16 protein-coding genes are annotated in these 16,078 nt (G+C 44.1%); 14 read left to right on the top strand and 2 right to left on the bottom strand.

What is annotated here, in order from left to right:
* The first annotated feature begins 2 nt into the window (after positions 1-2).
* The 14 genes from cyoE to ABS362_RS00235 all read left to right on the top strand — a co-directional run bounded on the left by cyoE (position 3) and on the right by ABS362_RS00235 (position 14,632).
* Complete coding sequence (cyoE, locus tag ABS362_RS00300; RefSeq protein ID WP_350410000.1) at positions 3-905, top strand: heme o synthase; 903 nt, start codon at positions 3-5, stop codon at positions 903-905.
* A gap of 2 nt (positions 906-907) precedes the next feature.
* A complete protein-coding gene (locus ABS362_RS00295; protein ID WP_350409999.1) occupies positions 908-1,486 on the top strand; it encodes a cytochrome c oxidase subunit 3 in 579 nt (192 codons plus the stop codon).
* Between the two features lie 20 nt (positions 1,487-1,506).
* Positions 1,507-2,253 (top strand): cytochrome c oxidase subunit 3, encoded by a 747-nt coding sequence (locus tag ABS362_RS00290; RefSeq protein ID WP_350409998.1) that lies wholly within the window; start codon positions 1,507-1,509, stop codon positions 2,251-2,253.
* A gap of 60 nt (positions 2,254-2,313) precedes the next feature.
* Complete coding sequence (locus tag ABS362_RS00285; protein WP_350409996.1) at positions 2,314-2,655, top strand: cytochrome C oxidase subunit IV family protein; 342 nt, start codon at positions 2,314-2,316, stop codon at positions 2,653-2,655.
* Between the two features lie 10 nt (positions 2,656-2,665).
* Positions 2,666-3,334 carry an SCO family protein gene (locus tag ABS362_RS00280; RefSeq protein WP_350409994.1) on the top strand — a complete coding sequence of 223 codons (669 nt, stop codon included), beginning with the start codon at positions 2,666-2,668 and terminating at the stop codon, positions 3,332-3,334.
* Positions 3,312-3,869 (top strand): DUF420 domain-containing protein, encoded by a 558-nt coding sequence (locus ABS362_RS00275; protein ID WP_350409993.1) that lies wholly within the window; start codon positions 3,312-3,314, stop codon positions 3,867-3,869. The genes ABS362_RS00280 and ABS362_RS00275 overlap by 23 nt, the downstream gene beginning before the upstream one ends.
* A 30-nt stretch (positions 3,870-3,899) precedes the next feature.
* Entirely contained in the window at positions 3,900-4,175 is a 276-nt protein-coding gene (locus ABS362_RS00270; protein WP_350409991.1) for a hypothetical protein, read from the top strand.
* Complete coding sequence (locus tag ABS362_RS00265; RefSeq protein WP_350409989.1) at positions 4,159-4,545, top strand: DUF983 domain-containing protein; 387 nt, start codon at positions 4,159-4,161, stop codon at positions 4,543-4,545. The genes ABS362_RS00270 and ABS362_RS00265 overlap by 17 nt, the downstream gene beginning before the upstream one ends.
* Positions 4,546-4,611: 66 nt before the next feature.
* Entirely contained in the window at positions 4,612-8,322 is a 3,711-nt protein-coding gene (locus tag ABS362_RS00260; RefSeq protein WP_350409987.1) for an ATP-binding protein, read from the top strand.
* A gap of 19 nt (positions 8,323-8,341) precedes the next feature.
* The gene (locus ABS362_RS00255) at positions 8,342-11,797 is read left to right on the top strand and encodes a DUF8818 domain-containing protein (protein ID WP_350409985.1); all 3,456 of its coding nucleotides are present in this window, start codon (positions 8,342-8,344) and stop codon (positions 11,795-11,797) included.
* 148 nt (positions 11,798-11,945) lie between these two features.
* The gene (locus ABS362_RS00250; RefSeq protein ID WP_350409983.1) at positions 11,946-12,677 is read left to right on the top strand and encodes a hypothetical protein; all 732 of its coding nucleotides are present in this window, start codon (positions 11,946-11,948) and stop codon (positions 12,675-12,677) included.
* Positions 12,678-12,801: 124 nt separating this feature from the next.
* Positions 12,802-13,248, top strand: a complete 447-nt coding sequence (arr, locus tag ABS362_RS00245; protein WP_350409982.1) for an NAD(+)--rifampin ADP-ribosyltransferase — start codon at positions 12,802-12,804, stop codon at positions 13,246-13,248.
* A 36-nt stretch (positions 13,249-13,284) separates the two neighbouring features.
* Positions 13,285-14,214 carry a 2-hydroxyacid dehydrogenase gene (locus ABS362_RS00240; protein WP_350409980.1) on the top strand — a complete coding sequence of 310 codons (930 nt, stop codon included), beginning with the start codon at positions 13,285-13,287 and terminating at the stop codon, positions 14,212-14,214.
* 1 nt (position 14,215) lies between these two features.
* Positions 14,216-14,632, top strand: coding sequence for a VOC family protein (locus ABS362_RS00235; protein ID WP_350409978.1), 417 nt, complete (start codon positions 14,216-14,218; stop codon positions 14,630-14,632).
* 140 nt (positions 14,633-14,772) lie between these two features.
* Here ABS362_RS00235 and ABS362_RS00230 read toward each other — a convergent pair whose 3' ends face one another.
* Both ABS362_RS00230 and ABS362_RS00225 read right to left on the bottom strand, forming a co-directional pair.
* Entirely contained in the window at positions 14,773-15,231 is a 459-nt protein-coding gene (locus ABS362_RS00230) for a YciI family protein (protein ID WP_350409977.1), read from the bottom strand.
* A 9-nt stretch (positions 15,232-15,240) separates the two neighbouring features.
* On the bottom strand, positions 15,241-15,795 hold the full coding sequence (locus ABS362_RS00225; RefSeq protein WP_350409975.1) for a DUF4287 domain-containing protein: 555 nt from the start codon (positions 15,793-15,795) through the stop codon (positions 15,241-15,243).
* Positions 15,796-16,078 lie beyond the last annotated feature (283 nt).

The raw sequence follows: 16,078 nt of genomic DNA, 5'->3' as shown, positions 1-16,078 counted from the left end.
TGATGTTGATAGAAGAAAAGAAAACGCTACTGCCACAACTAGGAATGGGACTTAAAGCTTCGGCATATTTTAAATTACTGAAGTTCAGGTTGAGCTTTACCGTTTCCTTTTCCAGTGCTATCGGGTTTATACTTGGCAGGCCAGTAGCTACCTACTGGGAGATAGCTCTTGTAATGTTAGGAGGATTATTAGTAACAGGGTCCGCTAACATCATAAACCAGATTATTGAAAGGAACCACGATAAGCTGATGAAACGTACAGCTAAACGACCTTTGCCAACAGGGCAGGTTAGTGTAGCTGAAGCAATTGGCGTTTGTATAGTTACAGGTGTGGCAGGTCTGCTGATCCTTGGCTTAACATTCAATATGCTGACTGCAGCTTTATCACTGATATCGTTGATATTATACGGATTTGTTTATACACCACTTAAACGTATAAGCCCGATCTGTGTGTTTGTAGGAGCAATACCAGGTGCAATGCCTCCGCTGATTGGCTGGGTAGCTGCAACCGGAGTTTTAGGTGTAGAAGCCTGGATCTTATTCGGTATTCAGTTCATGTGGCAGTTCCCTCACTTTTGGGCGATAGCCTGGGTACTGGATGATGATTACAAGAAAGCAGGATTTAAAATGCTGCCAATGGCGGGGGGTAAAAACCTGAAAACAGCTATTCAGATCATGATCTATACACTGGTACTGATACCGTTTAGCTTGTTACCATTACAATTTGGTATGACAGGTACAACATCAGCATTAATTGCTGTGGTATGTGGTGTGTTATTCCTGGCGCAAACATTTTATCTCATGCGTACCTGCACTAAAAAGGCAGCTATGAATATCATGTTCGGGTCATTTTTATATTTACCGATCGTTCAGATCGCATTTGTTTTAGATAAAGTTAACCTATAGTTATGGTTGCGAACATAGATAAAAACAACACAAGTGGTGAGCAACCACTAAAGTATGTACTCTGGCTTATCATCGTAAGTATAATTATGATGTTTATGGCTTTTACCAGTGCGTACATTGTAAGAAGAGAAGAAGGTAACTGGCTTGAGTTTGATCTACCTACTACTTTTATGTTTGGTACTGCAATTTTGGTGCTAAGCAGTATTACAATGCAACTGGCTTACAATGCCGCTAAAAAGAATAGCCTGAATATGGTTAAGATAATGTTGGCGGCAACTACGGTTTTAGGAATCGCTTTCCTTTATAGCCAATTACAAGCCTGGGGAGACCTTGTACAGAATAATGTGTACTTCGGTGGTGCTGACAGTAACCCTGCCGGCTCATTTCTGTATGTTTTAACTGGGGTACATGGTTTTCACTTAATAACCGGACTGATATTTCTATTTATAGTGCTGATATCCAGCCTGCAATATAAAGTGCATTCTAAAAATATGCTGCGTATACAGTTATGTACTACTTACTGGCACTTTTTAGGAGGACTTTGGCTATATTTGTATTTCTTTTTACAGGTAAATCACTAAACACGTTTTATACATAAACTATGTCTACTTCAACTACGCTGGAAGCACCTAACACAGGTACATGGGACGGTGGTAATGAACCAATGAAAGCGAGCTATGGAAAACTCATGATGTGGTTTTTCCTGCTTTCTGATGCGTTCACGTTTGGCGCTTTTCTAATTGTATACGGTCTGTCGCGTCATGCTCACTTGCCATATACAGGTACACCGGAGAACTTTACTTTCTCTACAGAATGGTGGCCTATCCCAGAAAAAGTATTTAATGCGTTCCCGGGCCTGCATGGCATGGACCTTCCGCTTGCTTTCGTGGCACTTATGACCATGATCCTGATTCTGAGCTCTGTAACGATGGTACTAGCCGTAGAAGCAGGACACAGAATGGATAAGAATGATGTGCAGAAGTGGTTGCTTTGGACTATCCTGTTTGGTGCGACTTTCCTTGGTTGCCAGGCATGGGAGTGGGCTCACTTTATAACTGGTACTGAAGAAGGAATGCTGTTAGCAGATGGTACCCGCGTATTCGGAGCTAACCTGACTGTGAACCAGTATGGCCCTCCATTGTTCGCTGACCTGTTCTTCTTTATCACAGGTTTCCACGGTACTCACGTATTATCAGGCGTAGTGTTACTGATCATGGTATTCATTAATACAGTGAACGGACTGTACCACAAGCGCGGACATTACGAGATGGTTGAAAAAGTTGGTCTGTACTGGCACTTTGTAGACCTTGTGTGGGTATTCGTTTTCACATTCTTCTACCTGATCTAACAGAACAAAGTATAAACTAATTACCTGTAGTTTAGAAAACAGGTATAAACGTTATAACATATGGCAACGCATCACGAACAAGATTATAATACAACCGGAGAACTTCCGAAGCCACAGACCAAGGCAATCTGGAAAACGTTTTTCATACTGGTAGCCCTGACGGCGGTAGAATTCCTTTTTGCCTTTACCATGGATGCCGGTACAGTTCGTAACTCTATCTTTATTATCCTTACCATCTTTAAGGCATTTTATATTGTTGGTGAATTCATGCACTTAAAGCACGAATCTAAAGTGCTTATTTGGTCAGTGCTTTTACCAATGGCGCTGGTGGCATGGCTAATGATAGCATTGATCGCAGAAGGAAGCTATTACTTCGAGTCGATCACGAATTACTTCAAATAAAAAATACTACATGAGTAAGTTAAAGGCACTAATATTAGGACTCCTACTATTAGTGCCTATTTTCGTTTTTATATTTATCTATATTTTCGGGGAGCACCACTTTAAGCTAAAGGGCTACTTCCCGGAGACGAATGATAAAGGTGAAATTTTGTATACCGAGAAAGGGGATACGCTTTTCCAGACAGTCCAGGATTTTACACTTACTGACCAGAGCAACAACGCTTTTTCGCAGGCCGACCTGAAGGGAGAGATCTATGTTGTGAACTTTTTTTACACGGATTGCCCGGTTCTGTGTCGTAAAATGAGCTCGCAATTAGTACGGGTGCAGGAAGCATATGAGAACAATCCGACGATAGCTCTTGTTTCCATAACTGTAAAACCGGAAGAAGACTCTGCGAGTGTACTAAGTGCATATGCCGCCGAATACAAAGCCGATACTACCAGATGGCATTTCCTGACGGGTGCTAAGAAAGAGATCTATAGTTTGGCTGAGAAAGGTTTTAAGCTACCCCTACAAAAAACAGGTGGCCCGGAAGACTTCTTACTTAACGACAGTTTTATGCTTGTAGATAAAGAGCATAAAGTTAGAGGGGTTTACAAAGGCACTAGTGTAACGGAAGTAGACCGGCTTATATTAGAGATTAATGTTTTGTTAGATGAGTACAGTAAAAGTAAATAATACCAATGCTAGCCGCGATAAACGCATGATGTTTTTGATCGCTGGGTTGTCTGTTCTTATACCGGTTGCGGTAGCTGCTTTGTTCTTTTTAGATAAATCAGTAGCAGATACTTCCGTAGATGTTTCGTTTCAGCCGCCGCTACACGCTATTCTTAACTCACTTACAGCCATTGCGCTTATAGTTGGTTACTATAACATAAAACGTAATAACATAAAAGTACATCGCGCTGCAATGCTTACAGCATTTGGGTTATCGGCGGTGTTTCTGGTGTCGTATGTAACGTACCATTTTTTAGGTGAGCGTACCATTTATGGCGGAGAAGGGGCATTAAAATATATCTATTATTTTGTGCTGCTTACGCATATCGTGCTGGCAGTTGTTATAGTTCCGTTGGTATTGCTATCGGTTTACTTTGGCATTACAAACCAACTTGCACGTCATCGTCGCATCTCCCGCTGGACATTCCCGATCTGGTTGTATGTAGCCATTACAGGTGTGTTGGTTTATTTACTTATCTCGCCATATTATAGTTAAAATACGTAAGGTATATTATTTGTCAGGCATATGAAAAAGTTGATGATCAAAGGGTTACTAACTATAGTTCTGGTATTCGGGCTTATGCTTGCTACAAGCACGAACAGCTATAGCCAATGCGCTATGTGCCGTGCTACTGTTGAGTCTAATGTAGGTACGGGCAGCACCGAAGCTGATTCGGATGTTGGATCAGGGCTTAACACAGGTATACTTTACTTAATGGCTATACCGTATATCTTGATTGGGACAGTAGGCTTCTTGTGGTACAAGAGCAACAAGAAGAACAAGAATGGCAGCACCATCTAAAGCAGAGGCGATCGTTAAAAGCCGCTGCCCACGTTGCCGACAGGGAAAGATCTTCACACATCCGGCTTATAACCTCCGCAAATTCGATAGCATGTATGACGACTGCCCTGTTTGCGGTCTGCATTACGAAGTGGAGGTAGGCCTGTTTTACGGAGCAATGTACATCAGCTATGGTTTTTCGGTAGCCATCGTGGTTATAGTTGGTGTTCTGCTTTACAATCTTGCCGGAGATCCGCCCACATGGGTTTACATTTCTACTGTTGCTGCTGTAGTGGTTATTGCTGCACCTTTGCTGTTTCGCTACTCCCGCGTGCTGATGTTGCACTTTTTTTCGGGCATCGATTACAATCCTTCCTATAACAAACTATAAATCTGTACTGAATCAATAGGGCTTATCCTGCGTTTTAGTTAAATTCGTGAGATAAACTGTTAAATCTTGAATCGGAAGGTTACACCCTTTATACTTCTACTGTTTTCGTTGCTATGTTTTATAGTTACGGTTGCTATTCATTTTTACATAATTCCGGCTCCTGCTATATTTTCAGGCACTCACAAAAAGCTGGCAACGATACAGGAGCGTACCACTGCCTGTATAGCCAAAGCCAAAGCGCAGGCTGAAACTATAGGTACTCAACTTTCACCCGACAACGTTTCCTTTTCTGCGGTACTGGACAAAACTGAATACCCGACGCTGATCTATAAAAATAACAACTTGGTCTTCTGGTCGGCACATGTTGCCATTACTGATCTGGATATAACCCCGGATGCCAAAAAGGTAGGCTTTGCGAGTAGTGAGTATGGTTCTTTTATAGTGGTGCCATACCAGGCAAAAGGATACAAGATATTTGTTTACATACCCCTCGAAACAGACTACCGCCTAAAAAACGAATCCCTGAACAAATCGCTTTCCGAGGAGATATTTGAAGAGCCTGTAGCCGGTATAGTTCCGGATCAGAGGGTAGCGCTTCCGCAGGTCCGGTCGCCACAGGGCAATTACCTTTTCTCGGTAGATCTTAACGAAAATGAAATAGACCAGAGCAGGCAAACGATACAACTCATTCTGCTGGTGCTTGGTATTTTACTTTATGTGGTGGCAACTATAGTTTATTGCCGGCAGCAGGTAAAGCGTGGCAACTATGGCCGTGGTGTAATTACCATGTTAGTTCTGCTGATACTTCTGCGCATTGTGTTACTGGCATTTAACCTGCCTTTCGCTATTGCCGATACAGAACTGTTTGACCCAAGACTATACGCTGCGTCGCGCTGGTCTCCGTCTGTGGGCGATTTGGCAATAAATATGTTGCTGCTGCTTACGGTTTCTGTGGCCGGCCTGTACCTGTTCCAGAAGCACAACATGCTGGCACAGCTTAAAACTATTAAAGCAAACTACAGGCGTCCCATTGTTATCAGCTGTATACTGGCTTTTTACATGTTGCTTATAGTTTTGTTTTTGTTCTACTATGGCATCTACCACAACTCCCCGCTGATACTGGACATTAACCAATCGCTGGAATTCTCGAAATATAAGATTATACTTTATAGCATTATGCTGCTGCACACCATGGCACTGTGCGGATTTGCCTATATGCTTACCACTACCACTATAATTTTACTTTACAAAGAGCCAAAGTCGTGGCCTTACCGTTTGCTTTTCCTTATCGGTTTGGGGCTGCTGCTGGTATCGGTGCTGGCAAATCTGCAGTTCTGGGGTGTGGTGGTAATTGGTACGTTATTCTGGTTTGTCATTATTTTATCGGCGCAGCATAAAAATGTAGTCAGTACGGCTTATCGTAGCTATCTTTTTATTTTGCTTGCGATCATGATGAGCGCACTGACCGGGGCATTTGCGCTGTTCAGGCATTACCAGAATGAAGTTAAACTATACAAACAGAGCTTCGCATCGAGCATTATACAGGGTAACGATGTAGTAGGCGAATTTTTCCTGGATGAAGTAGCTGAAAAGATAGCAAAGGATGGCCTGATACGACTTAAAATGCTGGGCCCGTATGTGGATGCATCTTTTATAAAACGCAAGATATCGAAACAGTATCTCCGGGATTATTTTGACAAGTATGAAACCAGCGTGCTGCTGTTTGATAGCCAGGGAAACTCGCTTGAAAGCGCGGACTCTACGGCAGCTACCTTGCAGGAATTGCTTCGTAAATACAATACACCCGAAAACCGGACCGAACGTAAGAATCTGTTCCTGGTGCAGGACCCGGCTAGGTATAATTCTCGCTTGTATCTTAAGCTGATAGAAGTGCCGCTGGCCTACGGGCAGACAGGAACTATAGTATTACAGCTAAGTTTGCAAAAGCTGCTGCCCCATAGCCTGGTGCCCGAGCTGCTGAGCAACCAGCAGCATAACCAGCCTTTCCGGATGGACCTGCTGAGCTATGCTATTTACGAGAACAGGAAACTGAGCTATAGCGAAGGCGAATACGACTATGCCACCAACCTGAGCCCTGACCATATAGGGCATTCTGAATTTTATAAAGACGGGCACAACCAGGGCGATTACCACCATTTTGGCGTGGTGGCTGGTAAAGACAAAGTGCTGGTAGTTACCAACGAGAAGTATAGTGCCATAGAGGTGCTTTCCAACTTCTCTTTCCTGTTCCTGATCTTTATGGCCGGGTTTATAGTGCTGGGGCTTCTCATCCTGTTAAGCAGGCGCAACTATATCCGGGAGTTCAGGCCTAATTTCAGTACTAAAATTCAGGTGTTTCTGAACTTTGGTATTCTGTTGCCTTTGCTGCTGGGCAGTATCGCCATAGCCAGTTTGGTTACCGCCTCCTACAAAAAAGACCTTAAAACGGCCTACGAACAGCGCGGGAAAGCTATACAGGAAAATTTGAATGCATTGATTGGTACAGGTGTGTTGCAGAACCGGAGTGAATTACAGAAACGGATCTCTGAAATAGCCGGCATCTCCGAAACCGACATAAACCTATACGACCGTAACGGCCGCCTGATAACTACCAGTCAGCCGTTGATATTTGAGGCAGGTCTATTGTCTAAACTGCTTAATCCGCAGGCGTTTGCGGCCATATCGGAGCGGCAGGCGCTACGGGTGTTTTTAGAAGAAAAGGCAGGTAATCTTACTTTTAATGCTGTGTATCTGCCGCTTCGGGTTAACAACGATCCGTTTACATTGTCCGGCTTTGTGGGTATCCCTTTCTTCGATTCTGAAAAAGAGCTGGACCTGAAACTGATAGAGCTGATAACCACTACGATGAACATTTTTACGGTTATGTTCATCATCTTTATGTTGCTGACTTTCTTTGCTTCGAGGGCTTTAACGGTACCACTTCGCTTGCTGGCTGATAAACTAAAACGGACATCGCTGACGGGTAAAAACGAAATGCTGGCCTACGAAGGTGCTGATGAGATAGGGATGCTGGTAAATGAGTATAACCGTATGTTGCTGACGCTGGAGCAGAACAAACAGGACCTGGCCATACAGGAAAAAGAAGCTGCATGGCGCGAAATGGCCCGACAGGTGGCACACGAGATCAAGAACCCTCTTACACCGATGAAGTTATCGTTGCAATACCTGCAAAAAGCGATCGAAGAAAACAGGCCGAATACCGAACAGCTTATCAGTAAGATATCTCAGACGCTAATAACGCAGATCAATATCCTGAGCGACATTGCCACATCATTCTCCAGTTTTACCTCGATGCCCGAACCTAAGGCAGAACTGGTAAACGTGGCCGCAGCGTTACGCAAAGCCGCTGACCTGCACAATGACCCCGCTTCGGCAAAAGTTACGACCAATATACCAACAGAAGCAGTGATGGTAATGGCTGACGAAAGCCTGCTGGTTCGTACTTTTAACAATTTGCTGCTTAATGCCATACAGGCGGTGCCTGCCACACGCAAGCCAACTATAAAAGTAGATCTGAACTATACGCCGGAGCAGGTAATGATAGATATTAAAGATAACGGCAGCGGCATTCCGGAAGATATCCGTCAGAAAGTGTTTGTACCAAACTTCAGCACCAAGTATACAGGTTCGGGCATAGGCCTGGCAGTGGCGAAGCGCGGTATTGAGAATGCTGGCGGTAAGATCTGGTTTGAGACTGAAAATGGGAAAGGTACTACGTTCAAGATCACGTTGCCGGTAGCTCAGCATGTGTTGTAAAAGGCTTGTTATAAGCATATTGCTGTTCTTTTTATGCCTGCCCTTGCTGGCCCAGAAACCCCTGAGCAACAAGCGCTGCCAATGGTTGCGGGTAACTTCAGAGCCTATAGTACTGGATTCAATGACCTTGCTACCCTCAACTATAGAGTTCTTCGGGCCTAAGAAAGACCAGTATAGTTTTGATTACAACTATAGCCGCAACGAGTTTACGTTTACCCGCTTTCCTGCCCCGGATTCTGTAACCCTGGATACGCTTGGCACCATGATGGCTATTCCTGATTCGGTGCTGATCTGTTACCGCGTGTTGCCGCTTAATCTTACCAAGCCAGCCTTCCGGAGAGATATAACCAAACTGGACATGAGCTCGTTTAACAAAGGCTTTTACCAGGAAGACATTACAACCCGCGAAGAGATCTTCAGGACACCTGGCCTGAACAAGACAGGTAGCATCAGCCGGGGAATATCGTTTGGTAACACCCAGAACGTATTTGTGAACTCAGCCCTGAACTTACAGTTAGACGGAAAACTGACAGATGAGATAAGTATAACCGCCGCTATAACTGATCAGAACATCCCGTTTCAGCCGGAAGGGAATACGCAGCAGTTGCAGGAATTTGATAAAGTATACATTACCCTGAAACACAAACTATGGCAGCTAACTGCCGGTGATGTGGTTTTGCGAAACAGGCCATCTTACTTTCTGCAGTTCTATAAAAACGTACAGGGCGCAGCCTTCGAAACAACTATAGGGCAGTCGCCGGAGAAACAGGGAATTACGACTATGGCAGCATCTGCATCTAAAGGCAAGTTTGCATCGCAGGAAATTCAGCCGCTGGAAGGTGTGCTGGGGCCTTACCGGTTGCGCGGGCCAAATAATGAGCGTTTTATTATAGTGCTGGCCAATTCTGAAAGGGTTTTTCTGGATGGCAGGTTGCTGTTGCGAGGTTATGATTACGATTATGTGATAGACTATAACCAGGCAGAGATCACGTTCACAACCAAACATGTCATCACGAAGAATTCCCGGATAAAAGTTGATTTTGAGTATTCGGACCAGAACTATAGCCGCAGCATTTACCACGCCAGCCATTACCAGCAACTAAACAAACTAAGCGTTTACGGCAACTATTATAGCGAACAGGACAACCCCAACAACCTTCTCAACCTGGACCTGCGCGATGAAGACAAAGAACTGCTTTCGAGAATTGGGGATGACCTGAACCGGGCTGTGATTCCGGGAATAGACAGCGTGGCTTTCGACCCAAACCAAGTGTTGTATGCCCGAAAAGATACAGTAGTTAATGGTTTCCCGAGTGAGATCTATGTGTATTCCACCAACCCTGATTCGGCTTACTATAATGTGCGTTTCTCGGAAGTAGGTCAGGGGCAAGGTAACTATATAGTGGCGAATACTACTGTAAACGGACGTGTCTACCGCTGGGTAGCTCCTGTAAATGGCGTGCGGCAAGGTAATTATCTGCCTGTTAGAATAGTACCTACTCCCCGCAAAAAGCAGCTGATAACGATGGGGGCCGGCTATGAGCTACAGAAAGGCGTGAATGTTTTCCTGGAAGGGGCTGCATCTCAGAATGACCTGAACCGTTTCTCGAATGTAGATGCTGCCGACGATAATGGCAAAGCGATGCGGATCGGTTACCAGGTGCAGGATAAAGAACTGACATTACTGGGCAACTATAAACTAAACAGCACCCTGAACTATGAGTACACGGATGAGAATTTTGAACCCATAGACCGCTATCGCCCCATAGAATTTGACCGCGACTGGAGTTTGCAAATATCAGATCAGAAAGCCGAAGATCACATTTTTAATTTCTCGGTAGGCGCTGTAAAAGATCCGAAGAACCTATATGGCTACCGCATCAGCCGGAGATTACGCGAGAACCAACTGGATGGTGTGCAGCATTACCTGGACCTGGTAAAGGAGATCGGCAGATTAGAACTTCGTAATAATTTCTTTTTACTGAACAGCGAACAGAATACTTCACAGTCGGACTGGTACCGGGGTGATATTGGGGCAAAATACAAGTTCAGAAAATTTTCCCCTGGTTATGTGTACCGCTTCGATAAGAATAAGATCACAACTATAGGATCTGACTCTTTGATCGGCTCTGCGCAGTATTTTGATGAACACCTTTTTTATGTAGAAAGCGGAGACACCGCCCGCACGCGTTTCAGGGTAGACTATAGCCACCGCACCGACCAGCGACCAACTAATATCGGTGAGTTTGGCGCACCGGAAGTAGGGCAGACTTATAATGCAGCGCTTAGCACACCTATTGGCGAAGAAAGCGACCTGGCATTACAGGCAACTTACCGCAAGCTTAAATTATCAGATGGCCGACTGGAGGAAACGATACAGAACAGGGTAGACTATAATGCGAGTTTTTTAGATGGCAGCTTAAGATCGGAGCTAACCTATGCTGTAGGTACCGGACGGGAACTTAAACGCATCTTTGTTTTTAGAGAGACATTGCCTGGGCAGGGAACACACTACCTGCGCGAAGGCGGCAACCCGAATGATCTTAACGATTACTTGGAAGCCCAGACGGTAGACCAGCAGCGCTACATCAAAATTTTCCTGCCCACCGACGAATACATCAACGCATATACCAACCAGTTTACCTATCGCCTGAACACCACTGCACCCCGCAGTTGGCGAACCGATGAGGGTGTAAAAGGTTTTGCTGCCCGGTTTGCCGTCCTCACTTTCATCAGCATCGATAAAAAGACAACAGACGACAATTTGCAGAATCGCTTTAACCCCTTTAGCCAGGATATTGAAGATGCTTTCCTGATCTCGATGGCCAGAACTTTGCGCAACTCGGTTTACTTTAACCGTAGCAACCCGCAATACGGCCTGGAATATACTTTTCAACAGAACCAGCAGAAGTCGCTTTTAGCAAATGGTACCGAAACCCGGAATGTTGGTAGCCATATCATAATCGGAAGACTGAACCTGAACGAAGTACTGAGCACGAAGCTAACTACAGGCGTAAATGTGCGCGAGAACCAATCCAATTTCCTGGAATCTAAGAACTTCAGGATCCGATCTACAGAGCTATCGCCGGAGCTGGCTTACCAACCCAATACCCGACTGCGTTTTACAGGTACATACCAGTTTGCCCACCGCGAAGACGAATTGAATATAGAAGGGGATAACCAGCAAGCAAACTTCCACGAGCTGGGCCTGGAAACGAAACTAAGCCAGGTAAATAAACGCGCCGTAACCGGTAACCTGCGCTATGTAAAGATCGGATTCACAGGCATAGAGAATTCTTTTGTAGGCTACGAGATACTGAACGCTCTACGCCCAGGTAACAACATTACCTGGAGCCTGAATGTGCAGCAGCGCCTGAGCAACGGCCTCAACATTTCGCTAAACTATGACGGCCGAAAGGCCAATGGAATTGGGGCAGTGCATACCGGCAGAACGCAGGTATCGGTGTTGTTCTAAAATTTTTCTGTTGTAGGTAAATTATTATATTGTTTGACTATTAGGATCGAATAGATGGAATAGACTTGCAACTATAAGGCAGATAATCAAAATAACTCCTTATATGATATAGTTAGTAAAAATTAAAACATATAAATAAAAGCGATTAATGAGAGCAGTATTACTCGCACTATTAATTTTTGTCTCATATCAGAGCTGGTCACAAAATTCAAAATTAACTGTGTTCAATCCTGGACCAAGAGTTGGTGATGACATTGAAATTTCAATCACTCTAGAAAAGGAGAATCTTGAAGCAATAAAAAGTAAATCATCAAAATCAATAGAAGAATTTAACCAAGTCCAAAGCAACTATTATGGGAGTGGAACAATAAAACTATCCGACTTAACTAACGAGCCCGGCTTAAAGCAAATTGGTCCCTTTGAGTTTAATTTAAACGGAGTGAGTGTTAAGACAGATTCAATTCTTCTAACCATATATCCAGCATTGCCAGGCAACAAAAAAGATGGCATGTGGGTCAGGATTATTGACTTCAATGGAGATAGCTTTCTGATAATTGAGCAGCGAATCTCTAATGATTGGAAACGAGAAAAGGGAAAGAACTCAACAACTTTTAGTCATGGCGGTGACGATGTTAAATTTGCAAAATTAGACGAAGCGAAGTTTGAAGCTAAGGGATTGGATATTATATCAAGTAGTTCCAGCTCAAGCAGCCAAATTGTGGACAAAGATGATGTAATGGGCTCTGGGACAGTTAGCTTTAACATTGATACTTATCAGTTTAAGAAGACTGTAAATTTTAACAATGCTTTCAAGTTGGATAAGAAGATGTTTATTGACTTTACCCACAATATAGAAGATGTTGAAGCGTGGATAAAATAACTCTTACCAACAAGGTTCACAATAAAGGCTGCGGCTACGCCTCCCCACATTATGCACTAACCGTTAGGTGCATTTTAATTAGAAGAAGCAACCTCGACGCAATCATCATAAAGTTACTTTGACCATGGAACAAAGCGAAGACGAAAACAAATCAAAAGATCGGGGTGCGACACCTTTCACTCAAACTTATTTCCATGGGACAAAGGTTGACTTAAAGGTTGGGGACTTGATTGAAGTTGGTTTTAACTCGAACTATGGACAAAGGAAAAATGCGAAATACATTTTTCTGACAGCGACGTTGGATGCAGCTATATGGGGTGCTGAACTTGCATCTGGAGAAGGACGGGAAAGAATTTATTTAGTAGAACCAACTGGGCCAATTGAAGATGATCCAGACCTGACAGATAAAAAATTTCCGGGTAACCCAACAAAATCGTATCGTTCGGTACACCCATTCCGGGTTGTGGGTGAAGTTATAAACTGGCAAGGACACGCAACAGAGCAGGTAAAAGCCATGAAGGACCACCTGGAACGGCTTAAAGAGCAAGGTATTGATTCTTTAAATGACTAAACTATAAAAGCCTCTAGCACATCACCAATCTCCATCATGTCTATAGTTATCATTACAGAAGGAAAAGAAACGAATGGCTGGGAAAAGGCACTGAAGGCGAAACGGCCTGAGCTGGAAGTGCTTGTGCATCCGGATGTAGCTGCAAAAGATAAAGTAGAGTTTGCCCTTACGTGGGGGCATCCGCTGGGAGTTTTCAAAGAGTATCCCAACATTAAATGCATTGCCTCGATGGGTGCTGGCGTTGATCATATTCTCCGCGACCCGGAACTGCCTGCATCCGCAACTATAACCAAACTTGAAGACCCGAACCTGACCAGGGACATGGGCCTGTTTGTAATGGCGCTGGTACTGAACCATATGCGGAACCTGACGGTGCACAAACTGAACCAACAGCAGCACAACTGGAGCCGCAAACGCTACCTCACCACCGAGGATACAACGATTGGTATTATGGGAATGGGTACGCTGGGAGCACATGCGGCGGCGGAACTGACCAAATTAGGCTTTCAGGTAAATGGCTGGGCACGCACAGAAAAACAGCTGGAAGGTATAAAAGTATACAAGGGAGATGAAGAACTGGATAGCTTCCTGGCGACGTCTGATATCCTGATCTGCCTGCTGCCTTTAACGCCGCAAACAGAGAATATCCTGAACAAACAGACGCTTAGTAAGCTGCCTAACAATGCCTTTGTAATTAATGTAGCAAGAGGCAAACATTTGGTAGACGAAGACCTGGTAGAGTTGCTGGACAGCGGACACTTAGCAGGTGCCAGCCTGGATGTTTTCCGGGAAGAGCCCTTGCCCAAAGATCACCCGTTCTGGAGTCACCCTAAGATCAACATAACACCACACATTGCCAGCATTACCGACCCGGCGTCGGCCGTTTTGCAGATACTGGATAACTACGACAGGCTTCAGCGAGGCAAGCCACTTAAAAACATTGTTTCACCTGAATTAGGCTATTAAGATGAGCGCTTTCCATTACGCTTTTAAAGTAAAAGACATACAAAGCACCCGCGATTTTTATAACGGCATTTTAGGCTGTAAGCTTGGCGATTTCACCGAGCACTGGATCGATTTCGATTTTTTCGGCAACCAGTTATCGGCCCATGTCAGCCCTGATATTCCGCCTTTAGATTATTGTGGTAAGGTCGATGGCATAAAAGTGCCCGTTCCGCATTTTGGATGCATTGTTGGCTACGATGATTTTATGAGAATACAGGAGAATCTGGCAAATGCCGGCGTCAAGTTCGTCGTGAAACCATACACCCGCTACGAAGGCAAAAAAGGAGAACAACTCACGATGTTCTTCCTGGACTACAGCGGCAACCCGCTGGAATTCAAATCCTTTAAAAACGAAGCAGAGATATTTGATAGGGAGTAAATGTGTTGTATAGTATCAAACCAATGCTATCAACTTAAACTAAATTTGTCATCTCGACGATAGGAGAGATCTATTTAAAACACTTATAATATTATCTTAAATAGATTTCTCACTTAGTTCGAAATGACGGTTTTGTTGATTTAAGGATTTTCTTTCGATATTTTCTTTGCCGTGTCTAAGTATAGAGGCAGGGCAGCGGAGCCATACCAAGGGTATAGTTCTACATCAAAGATTTTTGCTCTAACGGCAGGGTCAGTTTCTACTAATTTCTGAGCTTCTACTACCGTCTTCACATCAAGTATAAAAATGCCACGGTAGGTTTTGTCGTTCTTGCCAAGCGGGCCTGCAACTATAAGTTTCCCTTCTTTTACCAAACGATTGATGTTTTCCATGTGCCCACGGAAGTACTGGTTTAGTTTTTCTTTATCGGTGGTGGTGTTGGAGCCGGTTTTAAGTATTACCAGCACGTACTGCTTCATGCCATAGTTGTCGGCACCCAGCGAGTCGGCTAAGGATTTGTTATAGTCGGGGTTGGTGGTTTGTGCGTTGGCGGCAAGGCCCAGACTGCAAAGTATGGCAAGTGTTAAAATGTATTTCATGTCAATAAATTATCCGGCTTGTTCGTATGCAGTTTTTATCCAGTTCACAACTTCAGGCGTGATTTCTTCCTGAGAAGCTATGTTAATTTTATGGGAGCACATGGCATTGGCTTTGTCTATAGTTTCGAGTACGCCGGTTGCTTCCTGCCCCTTTATGTTCAACCCGATTTCGAAGCGGGTTTTGGTAGCTGGCTGTAACATAGCAAACTGCTTTTTGCGGCGCAGGCTTACATAGGCATTCTTTGGGGCTACTTCTACATCATCGCCAAACTTCATTATCTCAGAAAGTAGAGTATCATACACAGGCTTAAAGTGTTCTTTGCCTTTGTACTGCTTCTCTATCAGGCCGTCTTTATTCTCTACAGATCCAGCATCGGCAGCTCTTGCTTTCAGAGCTACCATGTTGGCAAAGCCATGCGTAAAGCCATGTTCTTCTTTCAGGAATTTCATGATCTCGCCGTGTTTGGCAAAATTCTTCGCCTTTACAATTCCGATCCACTCTTCCAGCGTTTTACCTGTGTTTTTGTGCAGGTTATCGATCATCGTTTTTTCAGCCTGGTCCATAAGAGTATAGTTTATAGTTTGGGAGTTTTAAGTTACTCAAATTTCTGAATTGAGATTATTGGGATCAAAGGATTTAGACCTGGCAGTGCGCGCAGCTCCTGTTAGTGTCTGGCGTTTACCCCTGCTCTTAAAAGAAAGTCCCCCTTTGAAGGGGGTAGGGGGATGTTTTACATTAGCAGACTTTTTAACACACCTTAACCCCAGAGGAAATTCTACTATAGTTAACTTTATAGTTAGATAATTTCAGCCTATCGTACGGACAGGTCGCGACCTATCCCTACAA

Origin of the sequence: Pontibacter populi (assembly GCF_040278685.1) — a bacterium.
GTDB classification, from domain to species: domain Bacteria; phylum Bacteroidota; class Bacteroidia; order Cytophagales; family Hymenobacteraceae; genus Pontibacter; species Pontibacter populi.
This window is presented reverse-complemented; position numbering and strand designations above follow the sequence as displayed.

Bases quoted from the DNA above. Each gene is read 5' to 3' on its own strand.
- ABS362_RS00295 (WP_350409999.1), top strand. From the start codon at position 908: ATGGTTGCGAACATAGATAAAAACAACACAAGTGGTGAGCAACCACTA.
- ABS362_RS00270 (WP_350409991.1), top strand. From the start codon at position 3,900: ATGAAAAAGTTGATGATCAAAGGGTTACTAACTATAGTTCTGGTATTC.
- ABS362_RS00225 (WP_350409975.1), bottom strand. From the start codon at position 15,795: ATGGACCAGGCTGAAAAAACGATGATCGATAACCTGCACAAAAACACA.
- arr (WP_350409982.1), top strand. From the start codon at position 12,802: ATGGAACAAAGCGAAGACGAAAACAAATCAAAAGATCGGGGTGCGACA.
- ABS362_RS00235 (WP_350409978.1), top strand. From the start codon at position 14,216: ATGAGCGCTTTCCATTACGCTTTTAAAGTAAAAGACATACAAAGCACC.
- ABS362_RS00250 (WP_350409983.1), top strand. From the start codon at position 11,946: ATGAGAGCAGTATTACTCGCACTATTAATTTTTGTCTCATATCAGAGC.
- ABS362_RS00230 (WP_350409977.1), bottom strand. From the start codon at position 15,231: ATGAAATACATTTTAACACTTGCCATACTTTGCAGTCTGGGCCTTGCC.
- ABS362_RS00285 (WP_350409996.1), top strand. From the start codon at position 2,314: ATGGCAACGCATCACGAACAAGATTATAATACAACCGGAGAACTTCCG.
- cyoE (WP_350410000.1), top strand. From the start codon at position 3: ATGTTGATAGAAGAAAAGAAAACGCTACTGCCACAACTAGGAATGGGA.
- ABS362_RS00240 (WP_350409980.1), top strand. From the start codon at position 13,285: ATGTCTATAGTTATCATTACAGAAGGAAAAGAAACGAATGGCTGGGAA.
- ABS362_RS00290 (WP_350409998.1), top strand. From the start codon at position 1,507: ATGTCTACTTCAACTACGCTGGAAGCACCTAACACAGGTACATGGGAC.
- ABS362_RS00275 (WP_350409993.1), top strand. From the start codon at position 3,312: ATGAGTACAGTAAAAGTAAATAATACCAATGCTAGCCGCGATAAACGC.
- ABS362_RS00265 (WP_350409989.1), top strand. From the start codon at position 4,159: ATGGCAGCACCATCTAAAGCAGAGGCGATCGTTAAAAGCCGCTGCCCA.
- ABS362_RS00280 (WP_350409994.1), top strand. From the start codon at position 2,666: ATGAGTAAGTTAAAGGCACTAATATTAGGACTCCTACTATTAGTGCCT.